10 protein-coding genes are annotated in these 16,485 nt (G+C 54.1%); 3 read left to right on the forward strand and 7 right to left on the reverse strand.

Going from position 1 to position 16,485, the window contains the following annotated elements:
* Positions 1–4: 4 nt before the first annotated feature.
* Both F0P93_RS20530 and F0P93_RS20535 read right to left on the reverse strand, forming a co-directional pair.
* The gene (locus tag F0P93_RS20530) at positions 5–3,112 is read right to left on the reverse strand and encodes a SusC/RagA family TonB-linked outer membrane protein (protein WP_225309571.1); all 3,108 of its coding nucleotides are present in this window, start codon (positions 3,110–3,112) and stop codon (positions 5–7) included.
* A gap of 159 nt (positions 3,113–3,271) precedes the next feature.
* Positions 3,272–5,023 (reverse strand): DUF4091 domain-containing protein, encoded by a 1,752-nt coding sequence (locus F0P93_RS20535; protein WP_150879422.1) that lies wholly within the window; start codon positions 5,021–5,023, stop codon positions 3,272–3,274.
* 412 nt (positions 5,024–5,435) lie between these two features.
* Between F0P93_RS20535 and F0P93_RS20540 the strand changes: the two genes are divergently transcribed.
* On the forward strand, positions 5,436–6,503 hold the full coding sequence (locus tag F0P93_RS20540) for a LacI family DNA-binding transcriptional regulator (RefSeq protein ID WP_150879423.1): 1,068 nt from the start codon (positions 5,436–5,438) through the stop codon (positions 6,501–6,503).
* A 59-nt stretch (positions 6,504–6,562) separates the two neighbouring features.
* Here the strand turns inward: F0P93_RS20540 and nagB are convergent, their stop codons facing one another.
* From nagB to F0P93_RS20565, 5 genes are all read right to left on the reverse strand, one after another.
* Complete coding sequence (gene nagB, locus F0P93_RS20545; protein WP_150879424.1) at positions 6,563–8,494, reverse strand: glucosamine-6-phosphate deaminase; 1,932 nt, start codon at positions 8,492–8,494, stop codon at positions 6,563–6,565.
* 13 nt (positions 8,495–8,507) lie between these two features.
* Complete coding sequence (locus F0P93_RS20550) at positions 8,508–9,365, reverse strand: sugar phosphate nucleotidyltransferase (protein WP_150879425.1); 858 nt, start codon at positions 9,363–9,365, stop codon at positions 8,508–8,510.
* Entirely contained in the window at positions 9,362–10,468 is a 1,107-nt protein-coding gene (locus F0P93_RS20555; RefSeq protein ID WP_225309572.1) for a GHMP family kinase ATP-binding protein, read from the reverse strand. The genes F0P93_RS20550 and F0P93_RS20555 overlap by 4 nt, the downstream gene beginning before the upstream one ends.
* Positions 10,469–10,599: 131 nt before the next feature.
* Positions 10,600–11,970, reverse strand: coding sequence for a heparin lyase I family protein (locus tag F0P93_RS20560; protein WP_191908873.1), 1,371 nt, complete (start codon positions 11,968–11,970; stop codon positions 10,600–10,602).
* 98 nt (positions 11,971–12,068) lie between these two features.
* Positions 12,069–13,166: an amidohydrolase family protein gene (locus F0P93_RS20565; protein WP_150879428.1), complete on the reverse strand. Its 1,098-nt coding sequence runs from the start codon at positions 13,164–13,166 to the stop codon at positions 12,069–12,071.
* 318 nt (positions 13,167–13,484) lie between these two features.
* Between F0P93_RS20565 and F0P93_RS20570 the strand changes: the two genes are divergently transcribed.
* Entirely contained in the window at positions 13,485–14,489 is a 1,005-nt protein-coding gene (locus F0P93_RS20570) for a LacI family DNA-binding transcriptional regulator (RefSeq protein WP_150879429.1), read from the forward strand.
* Between the two features lie 73 nt (positions 14,490–14,562).
* Positions 14,563–16,461, forward strand: a complete 1,899-nt coding sequence (locus F0P93_RS20575) for an AAA domain-containing protein (protein ID WP_150879808.1) — start codon at positions 14,563–14,565, stop codon at positions 16,459–16,461.
* Positions 16,462–16,485: the final 24 nt, after the last annotated feature.

A 16,485-nucleotide genomic window follows, 5' to 3' on the forward strand; every position in this document is an offset into this window, starting at 1 on the left:
TCGGTTAGAAACTCAGATTTAAACCAAACGTAACCACCCGGTTGACGGGCTCGGAACCGGAATTATAGCCCGGTCGGCTGCCCACCCCGGCGATTTCTCCGCTCGTGTAGCCTTCCGGATTGTAGCCGTGGAAGCTCTTGCTCGTTACAAACACCAGGTTATTAGCCGAGGCATACACACGGCAGCTTCCCAACCGGAGTTTCTGAACCAGCACGCCCGGCAGCGTATACCCCAGATTGATGTTACGAACGGCCAGAAATGAACCGTCTTCGATGTACACATCCGACGCGCCCTGGAAATTCAACTGGCTCAGCGCACTGGCGGGGGTTTTGCCGTCGCCCGGTTCCTGTTCCGACCACCACTGGTTTTCGACGAGCGACCGACGCATGGCACCCAGCGTGTTGCCCTGATAGAACTGGTTTTCGAAGTTGTAAATCTTGGCGCCCAGCGATGCCTGCATGGCGAGGCTCAGGTCGAAGGCCTTCCAGGAAAACGTATTGACCATTCCCAGAAAAAGTTTCGGTTGAAAATTGCCCAGAATTACTTTGTCCTGCGAGTCGATTTTGCCGTCTTTGTTGATGTCTTCGTAGATCGGGTTACCCGGTTTTGAACCCACCAGAACCGGCGTACTTTTCACCTGTTCCGCATTTTGCAGCACGCCGATGGCTTTGTAGCCATAATAGGAGAACATCGGCTCACCCAGGCGCAGAATCCAGCTCATGCCGTAGGTGTCGGTTGTAATTCGCTCCTGAACTCCGCCCAGATCAACGACCTTGTTGCGGTTGCGGGCCAGGTTGAACGACGTCTGCCATTTCAGCCCGCCCGTTAGGTTTTTCGACTGGATTTCAAATTCAATCCCTTTGTTGCGGATGTCGCCAACGTTGGAAATCGAACTGGTGAAACCGGTAATGGCCGGGATCGAAACGTTGTAAAGCAGATCGGTGGTACGTTTGTCGTAATAATCGACGGTGATGTTCAGGCGGTTTTTCAGAATGCCCAGTTCCACCCCGAAATCGTAACCTCTCGTTTTTTCCCAGCTCAGGTTGTTGTTGCCGAACGAGCTTTGGACCTGACCCTTTGTCAGCACGCCATTGGGCGCGTAGAAAACGCTGCTGATGCGGCCCAGGTAATCGAAGTCTCCGATGTTAAAATTTCCCGTTGCGCCGTAGCTGGCCCGGAGTTTCAGTTCGTTGATGGCCGGACTATTTTTCAGAAACTCTTCCTGCGAAACGCGCCAGGCTACCGAAGCTGACGGAAAATAACCCCATTTGTTGGCCGGTCCAAACCGCGAACTACCATCGGCCCGCACCGAAGCCGAGAGCAGGTATTTTTCTTTGTAGCCGTAATTGACCCGGCTGAAATACGAAATCAGGCCCCATTCCGACTTGGTTGTGGCCGTTGAAGCCGGGTCGATGATGGCGTTGTTCAGCGTATGAATGATGTCGTTGTTGTAGGAACCCGCCACGGCGGCCATGTAGGCGTTCCGCGAGGTGTTGCGTTGGTACGACGCGCCCAGCAAGCCGCTGAAATCATGCACCCCACCGAAGGTTTTGTTGTAACTCAGTACGTTTTCGTTGATCAGGTTGATGCTGCGCGAATCGCTGGCCGAACCGTTGGTGATGCCGTTGTTGGTGGCATAACTCGCCTGAAACCGTTCGTTGGTGTTGTACGAAATGTTGGTTCCCACGGAGGATTTAAACCGCAATCCTTCCATCAGATCAAGTGCCACAAACAGCTCGCCGACGTTGTTCAGGGAATAGGCGTTGATGAACGTTCCGTCGAGAATGGCCATCGGATTAGCCTGCGAAGTCACATTCTGACCCCAGTAATCGCGGGCTTTCGGGTAGGTGCCGTCCGGCCGCTGCTCCGCTACGAAGTTGGGATACTTCACCAGACTTACCATGTCCGTTGGCGCAATCCGGCGGGTTGCGTAGGTCGGGTTCAACAGGAAGCCCAGGCTCACTACCGGACTGACTTTCACGTCCAGGTTGGCCCGGACACCGTATTGGTTGTAGTCGGTATTTTTGACCGTTCCCTGTTCGGTCAGCACCACGCCCGATACGTAATATTTCACGTTATCATTCCCGCCCCCGATCGACAGATTATAGCTCTGAATGGGCGCAACCTGGGTCACTTCGTTTTGCCAGATGGTGCTGGCACTCCGGCGCACAGTGTCGCTCACCTGATACTGGGCTGGCCGGCGGGCATCGCCCCAAACCGGAATGGATGCATCCCCGCCAATCCAGCTATATTCCCGGTTCTGGTATTTCACGGCGTAGTTGTAATAGTCTTCCGTCGACAGCCAGTCGTTGTGCAGCCGGGCTTTTGAAAAACCGTAGTAGGCATTAAAGTTGAACCGGGGTTTCCCGGTTTTGCCCCGCTTGGTGGTCACGATAATGACCCCGCCAGCCGCCCGTGAGCCGTAAATAGCCGACGACGACGCATCTTTCAGGACTTCAATCGACTCCACATCGTTCATATTGATCTGCCCCAGGCTCCCGCCGGGAAAACCGTCGATCACCACCAGCGGCTCGTTTCCGGCATCGATCGAGCCCGCGCCCCGAATCCGGATCAGCGGGGCCGAACCCGGCGAACTGCGGGTCTGCGACACGTTGACGCCCGCCAGCCGACCCACCAGCGCCGTCTCGGCGCGACCCGCCGGAATTTCGTTCAGAATCTTGTTTTCAATTTTCGAGACGGCCGCCGTCACCGAGCTTTTCTTCACGGTTCCGTAGCCCACTACCACCACTTCTTCGAGGGCTTTGGCATCGTCATTCAGCGCAACATTGATCACCCCGGCACCGCTGAACGGAACTTCTTTGGTGACCGTTCCCACCGACGAAAACACCAGCGTTCCGGCCGTTTCGGGCACTTTCAGAAAGTAGTTGCCCGTAGCATCCGTCGAGGTTCCCAGCGAGCTGCCTTTCAGAATAACCGTAACACCGGGCAGGGTTTCGCCTTTTTCGGAGGTCACTTTTCCCGAAATCTGCCACTCCAGCAGCCGGTTGTTTCGAACGGGGGGCGATGCCGCCCCCCAACTCAGGGCGCTGCAGCAACCCAGCAGAACCAGGACGCAGAGCAGGCGCTGACACGTGTGCATAACTGTTTTCATAGAGGCTAATTTGATTGTTTATGTTCGAACCGATTAATACACTGGGATGGATAGCTTTTGCCAGACAGGAGGGCAGTGCGAACTAATTTCGAAAAAGCGCGGCCAGGAATACGGGCATTCGCCCGTATCGAACGGCTAAAACTGCTCTTGTGAGCCAGATTAAAAGGAATTGAGCGCGGTTTTGGCCGGTTGCAGCAGGGTTGCCGCCGGGGTTTTGTCCAAGGCCGAAATTTCAAAACGGTTCAGGACTTTTTCCAACTGTTGCGCTTTGTCGGTCTGGCCTTTCGCCCGGAATTCACCTTTCAGAATGCGGATTTTTTCGTAATCCTGAATGCCTTCGATGAGTCGCTCGAACCGGATCGACGTGCGCGGTCCGGGATATACGATGTAGGTATCGCCAGCCGGCCACGTCCGAAACCGGGAATCCTGGAGGGGATTTTTCACCCAGCAATTGTAGGCCCAGCGTAAATAGCCGTCGTACCCTTTATGGGCCGCATGCCAGCTAATCCAGGTGGCCTCGGCCGGGGGCGAAAACGTGAAGGTGTTCGGATACCGCTCCGTACAACAGGTATAATAGGTGGTATTAAAACCGGCCTGCCGTCGGCGCTGCAGGGTTGGTGCATCGATAACCTGATTGGTGGCGACGCAGTAATCGATCAGATTCTGTTCCAGCTCGGGATGGTAGAGTCCCGCCAGCGACACCCGGAAGTTCTGGTCTACGCTTTTGATCAGTGCCAGGGCCTGCTGCATGGATTCCATCGGACGTTCGTCCATGGCAATGGTGGTTTTTTCGAACCAGCCTTTTTGCTTCAGGTGTCTGGCAAAATCGGTCAGCATGGGGCGCCAGTGGGCGTCGTATTCGGGCGTACCGGTTTTGGCAATGAGAAAGGTATCTTTTCGGGCGGCTTCGTCGTAATAACTGAATTTCAGGTTCCACGGGATCATGCTGTAACAATTGATAAATCGGTCGATGCCCAGTTCCATCATGTACGTCACCCATTGATCGAAAACCGTGTAATCGAACGCCCAGGTTCCGTCCTTTTTCTTCGTCCACTGCACCATTGAGCCGTAGACATCTTCCGTCTGGCTGCGCCAGGGATCGTTGATAATCGTGGTCGTAATCGACTTCTGCCCGGCGTCGGCCAGCATTTTCATGTAAGGCCGCATGACCGTCCAATGCTCTTTCGACCAGACTTTCACCCCGTGAGCGCGGGCCACTGAATACGGATTCTGCCACAGATCCAGGTGAAATTTCCAGTCTTTCGGCGGAGGCAGGGTCCGGTTTTGCACGGTAACCCGGTAGGACAAATCGATCGGTTTCGCTGCGGAACCACCCACTGTTACAGTGCCGGAATACTGCCCGGCGGGGGTGGTTGGCGGAACTGAAACGCTGAGCCACACCGGCTGCGTGGTTTGGCGCGGAATATCCAGCACGCTGGTGAGGTCGATGGGGTCGGCCACCAGCGACGAATCGTATTTGCCGGGCGGGCGTTCATCGCAGCCTCCGCCTTCGGCGGGCAACCTGTCGGTCATCACATACCGGACAAAACCGGCGGTGACACGGTCTTTCGGAATCGTGTTTCCTTTTGTGTCTTTCAGCTCCGACCAGCTCAGCCGGGTTTGCGGCAACGCTGACTGGCTCCAGATCACGATTTGCGTATGGATTTTTTCACCTTTCCAGGCCTGCGGATTCCAGCCTTCCCGAACGGTTTGGGGAGCGGGAGCGGCCCGTTTGGGAAAACGGACATCGGCGCTGGCAAACCGAACGTAAAAACCGGGCTGGACCAACGCCCAACTGGCTTGATCGGCGGGTTGGGGATCGGGCAATTCCGCGTAAGTGTCGCGGCTGGCTGACTGCGCCAGGCACCCGAACGCAGACAGCAACAGAAGAAAGGCAAGGTGTTTTTTCATAGTCATCACTTTCCTGTCCGCAATCCGAAAGGAAGATGCGAAACGGGATAACAAGCGTGTTGCAAAGACAAATCAATATCCGGCTCCGCTAATTACGGTTTCTGTAAAACCGGCTGACGGAGTGGAGACTTTTCCAGTGGGCGATCGGATTACCGGATCGGACATTCGCTGATTTACGGCGATCAGCGTTCAGTAACTTTCTTAACCAAAATAAAGCGATAAAATTATACAATGCAAGCATTTTTTAAAAAATGTTTACGTACACACTGCGTATGTGTACGTAAACACGCGAATATTTGGCAGATTTACTATTTTGCATAAAAAATGAAAAACCGTCAACGCTCCTTCCCTGATAATAATTGACAGGTGACGGGTTTAGGATTGTATCTTTGTGGCATCAGAGGAGAATACCATGACGAAAATTATACGGATCAAAGACATCGCAGAGATGGCGAACGTCTCGATGGGCACGGTCGACCGCGTGATTCACAACCGGGGGAAAGTGTCGGAAGATGCGCTCAAAAAAGTGCTGGAAGTACTGGAGCAGATCAATTACAAACCGAACCTGATTGCCCGAACGCTAAGCTCCTCCAAAACCCAACGCCTGGCCGTGCTGCTGCCCGATGCCGATCTGGACCCGTTCTGGCGGAGTTCGATCCTCGGCATCCGGCAGGCGTATTCGGAGCATAACCAGTTTGGAGTCGCCGTCTCGGAGTATCTGTTCGATCCATATTCGGGAGATTCGTTCCGCGAGCAGGCCCGGAAAGCCCTGGAATGGCAGCCGGACGGCATTTTGCTGGCTCCGACGCTTCGGCAGGAAGCCCTTGCCTTTGCAGAAGCCTGTCAGACCAACCAGATTCCGCTCGTGTGCTTCAATACGCACATCAATGAACTGGCGATGCTGTCGTTTATTGGACAGGACCTGCACCAGAGCGGTCGCGTGGCGGCTGAACTGATGGCGATGATGGCGTCGCCCGGTACCATTCTGGTGACACACATCGGCGAACAGGTGCAAAATTCGGTGCACATCGGTGCGAAAGAAACCGGTTTTCGGGAATTTATGGCGCAAAAAGGGCGAAATCATTTCGAAGTCATAACCGTTCAGCTTGCCAGCCCGACAAGTCCGGATTTTGAAAACTCTCTGGCGCAAACGCTGGAAACGCACCCGCACACCAAAGGGATTTACGTCACAACGTCCAAAGCCTACGAGATTGCCCGAACGCTGGAGAAATTGGGCAAGACGCACGTTTGCCTGATTGGCTATGACCTGATCGACGACAACCTGACCTATTTGCGGAGTGGCACGATCAACAGTCTGATTCACCAGAACTCAGATCGGCAGGGCTTTCTCGGCATTTCGTATTTGACGGATTACCTGGTTTTTCAAAAACCCATTCCCGCCCTGCGCTATTTACCACTCAGTATTGTTACCCGCGAAAACCTTGATTCTTACCTGAGTAACATCGATTTCAGTCAATAAAAAAGCAAAGCCTGATCCCACCAGCTTTGCTTCTGATACGCTATTCCAGGCTTTTTTTCTTAAAAATACCAGCGCACGAAGGCTTCCATCGCTTCGTACTCGGCGAGTCCAAGCTGGTTATACAGCCGGGCCGTGGTGCGGTTCCGGTCCTCGGCACGCTGCCAGAATTCGCGGGAATCGCTGCCCTGAAAAACAACCCCATCTTTCTGCGACTGGTGTTTGAAAATCCCCAGCCGCTTCCGCATCACCTGATCGGGCGACATCGGAACGGCCATTTCGATCAGGTCAATATCCCACTCGTCCCACGCACCTTTATACAGCCACAGCCAGCACTGTTGCATGAAAGGTTCGTTGTTTAAGCGGTTAACGGCTTCAAAAACCGCATCCAGACACACTTTGTGCGTCCCGTGCGGATCGGCCAGATCACCGGCGGCAAAGATCTGGTGCGGCTTCACGGTTTCAATCAGTTCAGCCACGATCCGGTAGTCGGTTTCGCTCAGCGGTTTTTTCTGAACAAGACCGGTTTCGTAAAAGGGCAAATCCAGAAAGTGAATTTGTTCGGCCGGAATGCCCACAAACCGGCAGGTGGCCTTGGCTTCTCCCCGGCGAATCAGCCCTTTGACGCGCCGAACGAATTCAGAGTCCTTTTCGGATGTTTTTTTGTTTTGTAAGAAATGGCGTGAATACGTAAAAATGGCGGTTGCTTCCTCAGATTCGATGCCGAACTGCCGGTTGAAATCGGCTACAAATTCCATAAACCGGTAGGCTTCGTCATCGGCGACGGCAATATTCCCGGACGTCTGGTAGGCCACGTGGACCTCATGCCCCTGATCGACCAGTCGCTGAAACGTGCCGCCCATTGAGATAATATCGTCGTCGGGGTGCGGACTAAAAATCAGAACCCGTTTGCGGGCGGGGTTGGCGCGTTCGGGGCGGTTGCGGTCATCAGCATTGGGTTTGCCACCCGGCCAGCCGGTGATCGTCTGTTGCAAGCCATTGAAAACCGTAATGTTAATGTCATAAGCCTGCCCGTAAAGTGCCAGCAAGTCGCTCAAACCGTGTTGATTATAATCCTGATTGGTCAGTTTCAAAACCGGTTTTCCAAGTGACAACGCCAGGTGTGTCACCGCTTTTTTGATCATCTGCGGAGACCACTCGACCGCATCGACCAGCCAGGGCGTCTTCTGGCGGGTCAGGCTGGCGGCACAGGACACATCCAGCACAAACGCCACATTGGTGTGACCCTGCAAATACGAAGCCGGAACACTTTCCGTGACCGGCCCTTCCACGGCCTGCTGCACGATAGCGGCTTTGTGTTCGCCCCAGGCCAGCAACACCACCCGTTTGGCCTGCATGATGGCCCGGATTCCCAGCGTAATGGCTTTGCGGGGCACATTGGCCAAACCCCCAAATTCGGTAGCGGCATCGGCGCGGGTGGTCTGATCCAGCGTCATCAGGCGGGTGTGGGAGTTGACGTGCGAACCCGGCTCGTTGAACCCGATGTGGCCATTCCGCCCGATGCCCAGCAACTGAAAATCCAGACCGCCCAACTCACGGATGTGCTGCTCGTACTGCAGACAGAATTGGTACACCTCCTGAATCGGCAGGGTGCCGTCGGGAATGTGGCAATGGGCCGGATCAATATCAATCTGATCGAACAATTGTTCCCGCATAAACCGGTGGTAGCTTTGCAGGGCATCCGGCCCGAGTGAATAGTATTCGTCCAGATTAAAGGTGATGACGTTTCGAAAACTAAGCCCTTCCTGGCGGTGCATCCGGATCAGTTCGGCGTATACTTTTTTGGGGGTCGAACCCGTTGCCAGACCCAACACAGCCGACGCACCTTCGCTTTGTTTTTGCCGGATGAGGGCCGCGATTTCTTCCGCAACCGCCCGCGAAGCTTCGTCTGCCGAGGCATAAAGGGCCGTCGGAACCTTCTCGAACGACCGCACTTCCGGCCGGATCGTTCGTTGACTACGTTCAGAGATCATAAATTGGGGATGCTTAAACCGGGAAACTGCTGGCTAAATACGCCTGTACAATCGCAATGTCGTGTTTACTGGTCAGATCAGGGACTACTTCCGCCAACGGTACGGTTCCGACGCTTTTCGGTTGATCGTGGGCCATCAGGCTGACGGTCGTTGGCAATTCTTTTTCGTTCCGAAGGGGATTGAAAGGGGTTTTTTCCAGATAGGGCAAAACGGATTCGGCATCAAAAACAAACGCGTTCATGCTGACGCCCAACCGGCCCTGCGTCTGCCGAATTGCCGCTACTTCTTCCTCCGTCGGTTTTTCAATGATTTCGAGAAGATAACCGGCCGGGTCGGTTTTCATCAGCGCAAAAGATTTGATTCGCTCCTCCGGAAAACCCAGCGCGTCGCGGTCGTAACTGATCAGCGCGTTCGGCGTCGCGCATTCCCACAGCTGGGTTAACGCCCTGACAGAGTAGAGGTTATCGCTATTGCAGACGATTAAACGTCCCTCCTGCCAATCCGGATGCTGCTGGAGTGCCTGCCAAACCGCATCGGCTGTCCCCGCCGGTCGCGTCCGGTCCGACGCGATGTATTGGCGGGAAAATCGCACCGCCAGCGTCCCCAGGTCGCCCTGCAATTGCCGGGATTCATAGTACGGCTGCGTCACCGCATCGTCGGGGTGCAACAGCAGCAACACTTCGTCCATCCCGGCTTCCTGCGCATTCATGATCTGGTAATCCAGCAGGGATTTTCCGGACCGACCCACGCCAATCATGCCTTTTGTCAAGGTATTGGCCTGTTCAATCAACTGGTCGTCGAGTACCACGTTAGTGGCTTTTTTCATGCGGGACGACATGCCGCCCGCCAGAATTAACAATCTCTTTTTCATAAACGTACAGAAACAGGGTGTGATTCGTATTGAACCGTTGTGCCGGTATCGACCTGAATCCGGTAGGCTTTTCCGCCCGCCCGTTCAATGGCTTCGGCGACGGCTTCGGGGTTTTCGGGGGCGTAGGCAAACATGCAGCCTCCGCCCCCGGACCCGTTGATCTTGGCACCATAGGCTCCGGCTTTCAGGGATGCTTCGATCATCCGGTTGATTTTGGGCGTCGAAACCTGTTTGTGATCGCGCAGATTGTCCTGATGCGTATTCAGGAGTTCACCCAGTCGCTGGTGGTGGATACGGTCAGTACGAAACATCGTCAGGGCTTCCTGCAGCACGTCGCGGTCGGACAGGTTGCTTTTCAACAGCCTGAATTCCGGGTCAGTCAGCAGCTTCCGGTAGTCCGGGGCGGTTTCCTGCAAAACCGTCGCCAGTGAAAAATGCGGCTCCTGTTGCCTAATTTTCCGAATAGCTTCCAGCATTCCGTATTTGACGTGTTTCAGAATCCCGATCGTGTCTTTGGGTTCCAGCGAATCGCCCAGCACAAACGCGCCCAGACCGGGCTGGAAACGTTCCAGGTGAATCGCTGGCTGCGATTCCAGGTACATCACTTCGCCGACGGCGGTGGCGTAATGGTCCATCCTGCCACCGGGTTCGCCAAACTCCAGCACCTCCGCTTCATAGGCCAGCTCCCCGATTTCAGCCTGCGTGACGCCAGTTCCCTGTCTGGTGCTGGTCAACAACCAGTTGATCCAGGCAACCACCAGAGCCGACGAACTGGAAGTGCCGGAATTGATGGGAATGTTTCCACGAATGGTCACCTCAAAACCGGTGGGAAAGGAGTACCCCTTCTGCACCAACCGATTCAGCGCACTCTTGAAATACTCCCGGGCGTGCTGGTAGGAAATCACGTTTTCCAGCTCGAACTCCGCCCGTTCGCTGGTATCAGGCATGTGAATAATCACCTGACGATCCGGCCGCAACCGCCCGGAAACCTGGACCCGTCGCGAAATGGCAGCCGCAATAACCGGTAATCCTAAATAATCCTGGTGTTCGCCAAAGAGGCAAATCCGACCGGGCGCTGACGTAATGATTTCAGAAGATAACATAGAGAAATGCATGAAAAGAAAAATAGTTTTCTCTAACGGTATATACTATACGCATTTGTTTTTCGGGCGTAATCCGTCCAGGAAAAACTGCCCGGATGAATTACTACCTGACAAATACGGTTTCGTTTTCCTTAGTTGAAACGCGCTTTGACGGCGCTGAACGAAGTACCCCGGCACCAGTTATCCTGGTAGAGAACGTTGATGTTTCCTCCGTTCTCCACCGTCGGTGTATCCTGCCGATACAAACCGTGCTGGACGTAGCAGCCCGTGGTGTAGCCATCGACGCCGTCTTTTTTGAACGGTATCTGGTAATTCGTCTCCAGTTGGGCCAGGTTGGACGTCCATTGCAGGGTGGGAATGTTGGTCAGCGACAATACTTTTTTAAACGTGCTTTCGGATTTGAGTTTGTGCCACACTTCCAGAATACCGGTCGCATCCGGCCGGAATTTGATCCGGACAATGAAATCATTCCACTGGCCCTTGTGCAGATCGGTCAGGATGGGATACGATTTTTCAAATTCCGTTGGATACGCATTCACGATGCTGCCCGTACTGACCTCCACCCGCACACTGTTGGCCCGGGCGCTGAACGCAACAGGGGGCGAAATGGGCGTGTGGGCGTGCCACTGCATGAAAATACCCCACTGCTTCGGTTCGGTCCAGTCTTCCGGAAACAGGGTCGACCAGCCGTAGTAATACTCGTCATTGAGGGTTTCGCGCTGATAATTCCAGAGCGTTGCTTCGGCCCGCTCACCGCTGGTGTAAGTCCCGTTGGCCTTCCGGACTTTATCGCCCGGCCGCACCGTAAACCGGGCTGCAAACGTGCCCTGCCGAACCGGTGAAGTCACCGCAGCAAACTGATCGGCCACGCTCCCGGCCGAAATGCCGTCCCACTGGCTGGCATCGCCGGTTTCCCAGTCACCGATCACATCGAGCGTTCCCGCCTGGTAGGGAGGTTCTCCCGTGCTGGTATCGGCGGGTATTTCGACCGTTGGTCCCCACCCCCAGGCTTCAATTTCGGTGTAACTATTCCAGGCACTCTGGTTGTTTCCGTACCCCGTAATCCGCAGATATTTCCCTTCGATATCCGGAAAATCAAATTTTTGCAGATCCGTATTGCCGGGCGCACTCCGCTGGTTGGCCAGCACCGTGGTCCAGTTCAGGCTGTCGCCCGAAACCGCGACATCGAAGGACGAGGTGCGCGTGGCGCTGCCCGACGTATGAAAGCCCATCTGGATGTAATCGATTTTTCCGGGTTGGCCGAGGTTCAGCGTAATGTACTGCGGATTGCCTTCGCCCGACCAGCGGGTCGACAGGCTTCCATCGACGACATTGCCTTTCACATTGACTCCATCGACCGCAGCCGGTGTGCTGACGTTGGCGGCTGGTATCCTGAATTTTCGGGCGGGACCTTCCGTGTCGGGCCGGTGATCGACCAGTTGAAAACAGGAGGCCAGGGGCATTGCCAGCAGCCAGAAGGCATACCGTTTGTGACGTTTCATATGTATGTTGTTTATAAAGGTTACTGATTTAGCGCGCACGACGAATCGGGCAATCATTGGATTGTCGGGATAGAATGAAACCTGTAAAACCGGATTGGTCAGCGTTTTTTACGATACAGCAGTTTTTCGGCGTTTTCGCTGTATACTTTTTTCAACACCTGATCGCTCAGATCAAAACCGTGCAGAGGCCAGTGGTAGTAATAGTGTTCCACTTCGTAAAAGTGTTCATCGGCGGTTTGCAGGATCCGGAACGTGGTCTGGTACATGTGATCGTCGATGCCCATGTCCGTTCCGTACAAAAGCCGGTCCTGGTATTGCTCATAAAATTTCTTCATGTAGCGCGGAATCGTAGCGGTTTCGCCGTAGCGGGCAGAAATATCGGCGTACAGATTCGGGTATTGGTCGAACATCTTTCCCAGAATCGACAGGTCGTAATCGCAATTGGCCAAATGGCAGGCAATAAACGTTGTACCGGGATTGTCCCGAACGGCGTGTTCGAGCGTGCTGATCATCTGCTCATGGTTCAGGATATCAGGCTGGTTCAGATAGACGTGCCACTTGGCGGCATTGATCAGTCCGTCGTTGGTCGAATCCACTTTCTGATACATCCAGTACGATTCCGCGACGTGAATATTGATTGGCATGCCCAGTTCGCCACAGCGCTTCAGCAGCGGTTTCATCCGCGGATCGTCAATGTGCATTCCGTAGGCGCGGGTCGGGCGGTCATAAAACAGGCCCAATCCTTTATCGCCCACTTCGCCAATGCCTTTTGCACCCATTTTCTGACACCGTTCCAACTCTTTGATGGCGTGATCGGTCCAGGTAGGATCGTTGTTGTAACCCGTAAAATCAAAACCGCACCAGAGATCGAACCGATTGGGATACCTTTTGTATTTGGCCACCAGCGAATCAAAGCGGGCGCCCGTCGACATCGTGAGCACGATGGTCTTTTTAATGCCGTACTGGTCCATCAACCGGACCCATCCGCCGAGGTCAGCCCCTGACTTCATCAAAAAATCGTGGGAATGCACGTCAATTACCGGATATTTGGCTTTAGTAACCGTTGTTTTCGGAATTCGGTAAATAGACTTCGGCCGGTAATCCATCAGACGAAGGTTTTCGACGCCCTGCCCGAGAGCGGATAACGTTCCTAAAAGCAACCACCCGATCCACCCGTATGTCAGTCGTTTGTTCATCTTTTATAAAATTTCTTCGATTCAACGGGTGGTTCATGGCCAACAGAATAGCCGGTTTCCGGTTTATCCAGTAAAAGATCGCCGGGTGTAGGTTACAGTCAGTCTGATTACCGAAGCTGTAAAATTTTATAACACCTGGTTACTTTTATTCAAAACAAAAGTAGGAGATTCCTATGGGGATCAAAATTTTATATGGGAACTTATAGCGTCGAATTTGGTACACAACCGATTGCGTACCGGTACGCAATCGGTTGTGTGGTTTTTGTCATATTCTGAAATAGCCCGGTTTAAAAGGGGCAATCGTCATCCACACGGCTTATGGTTCACGCAACAACCATGAAAGAAATTGCCCGGCAACTGGGCGTAACCGTATCTACGGTGTCGCGGGCTTTGCAAAATCATCCCAGCATCGGACTTCGTACACGGGAGCGGGTTCATGAACTGGCGAAACAACTCGATTACGTTCCCAACCCAACGGCCATTAACCTGAAGCGACGGCGCACGTACAACATCGGCGTGGTGTTGCCCGCGCTAACGGAGCAGTTTTTTTCGATGGCCATCTCGGCCATCGAAGACGTTGCCATCGGCAAAGGGTACAGCGTGGTGGTGATGCAGTCGCGCAATGATTACGAGCGCGAACGGCTGGCAATCAGCAACCTGGTTAAACACGGGATCGATGGCATCATTGTGTCGCTGGCTTCCGAAACCCAGAATAACAGCCACTTTCTGGAGGTAAACAAACACGGAATCCCCATCGTCTTTTTTGACCGGGTTGCCAAAAATATGCCCAACAGTTGCGTGTATGTCGATCTGACGGCGGGCGCCATCGAAGCCGTCGAATACCTGGTTGCGCGCGGACTTACCAAAATCGCCTTGCTGAACGGCCCCGGCACCCTGCAGGCTACGGATGAGCGACTGAAGGGTTATGTGACGGTTCTGAACAAACACGGTATTGCCATCAGCCGGCCCTATGTGCGAAGTGTCAACCTGACCAAAGAGGACACCGCCAAAAAAATGAACGAGCTGCTCGATCTCGATGAGCCTCCGCAGGCCATTCTGGCTTTCAACGATTACGTGGCCCTGGATGCCATGCAGGTGTGTCGCCAGCGGGGTCTGGTTATCAATCAGGACATTCATTTTGTCAGCTTTTCCAATCTGCCGTTCTGCTCGTACCTCGAACAGCCTCCGATTGCCTCCATCGAGCAGTTTCCGTACGAAATGGGCACCAAAGCCATCCAGCTTCTACTTCCGGCCATTGAAGACCCGCAGCACTACACGCCCGAAAAAGTGATTATTCCGTATCAGCTTATTGTTCGGGAATAAACCGCCGGACTGGTTTTGACGCGTGAAAACCGCACCCGTTTTTTGCCCGGCCGAATATGCACTACTTTTGGGAATGGATTACTTTAAAAATCTTCTTGACGTCTTAAAAATTGAACGGGAAGAAGATCGCAATCAATACCGCCGACAGACGGAAAGCACTTCCGTTGCCGAACGCCGGGCCAACGGCCTGACTTGGTATCCCATCGCCATCCGGGGTTCCGAAATGAGTCGGGGCGACTACCTGACGGTGGAAGTGGAACGGACCACGCACCAGGATGTTTCGCACCAATTCCGGTCGGGCATGCCCGCCGTATTTTTCAGCAACCACGATCCGAAAAACGACCGGATCGAAGGCACAATTTCCCACCAGAGCGGCAATCGGCTCAAAATTACCCTGCTGACCGACGAACTGCCCGACTGGTCGCGGGATGGAAAACTGGGCGTTGAACTGCTTTTCGACGACAAGAGCTACGACGAAATGCAGGACGCGCTCAAGCTGGCGAATTCGCTGAGCGAAGGGCCGCAACACCGCCTGGTGAAGATCCTGACCGGCCAGTCGTCGCCCACCTTTCAGACCGATTTACCTCCGCTACCGATTCCGCAATTGAATGAAAGCCAAAACCGGGCAGTTGAAAAAATCCGGGCCGCCAACGAACTGGCGATTGTTCACGGCCCTCCGGGAACCGGCAAAACCACCACGCTGGTGCAGGCCATCAAAGCCCTGCTGAAACAGGATAACCGGAAAATCCTGGTGGTTGCACCCAGCAACACGGCGGTCGATCTGTTGAGTGAAAAATTGCACGAACAGGGGCTGAACGTATTGCGGGTGGGCAATCCGGCGCGCGTTTCGGAGCGGTTGATGGCGCTTACGCTGGACCACAAAATGGCAGAGCACCACCTGATGAAAGAGGCCAAAAAACTAAAAAAGCAGGCGAATGAGTTTAAAAACATGGCGCATAAGTACAAGCGGAATTTTGGCAAAGCCGAGCGCGATCAACGAAAAGCTCTGTTTGATGAGGCTCACCGGATTATGAAGGAGGTGGGAAACACGGAGCAGTACATCATCGACGATCTGGTGGCCAAAGCGCAGGTGATTACGGCCACACTCGTCGGTTCCAACCAGTACATGATCCGGAACCTGACGTTCTATACCGTGGTCATCGACGAAGCCGGGCAGGCCCTGGAACCCGCCTGCTGGATTCCAATTCTGAAAGCGCAAAAGGTGGTGCTGGCCGGTGATCACTGCCAGTTGTCGCCGACGATCAAATCGAATGAAGCCGCGCGGAAAGGCCTGAGCACAACTTTGCTCGAAAAAGGCGTGGCGCTGCATCCCGAAGCGGTCAGTGTACTGGAAGAACAATACCGGATGCACACGCACATCATGGGCTACTCGTCGCAGGTTTTTTATGCGAATCTCCTCAAAGCGCACGCGTCGGTGGCGGCTCATTCGCTGTTTCCCGGCGACAGTGCGCTGCGGTTTATCGACACGGCGGGCTGCGGTTTTGACGAGAAACTGGAAGGCACCAGTTCCACCAATCCGGAGGAAGCCGCTTTGCTGATGAAGCACTTAACGCAGTTGGTGGCCGAGCTGGGGCCGTTTTACAGTCCGCAGAATTTCCCGAGCATTGCGATTATTTCGCCCTATAAACAACAGCTTGCCGTGCTGAATGAGCAACTGACCCACGCACCTGATTTACAGCCGTATCTGGGAAAGATTGCGGTCAACACCATCGACAGTTTTCAGGGGCAGGAGCGCGACATTGTCTACATTTCCATGACCCGGAGCAATGCCGACGGCGAAATCGGTTTTCTGGCCGACATTCGCCGGATGAACGTCGCCATGACGCGGGCGCGGAAGAAATTAGTCATTGTGGGCGACAGTGCCACGCTGGCGAGTCTGCCGTTTTATGCCGACTTCATTGCCTATTCCGAAAAACTCGATGCGTATCAGAGTGCCTGGGAGTGGCTGTGAGGGTCGGTTTTCAAGATTGGTAAA

Origin of the sequence: Larkinella humicola, assembly GCF_008727875.1 — a bacterium.
Classification (GTDB): domain Bacteria; phylum Bacteroidota; class Bacteroidia; order Cytophagales; family Spirosomataceae; genus Larkinella; species Larkinella humicola.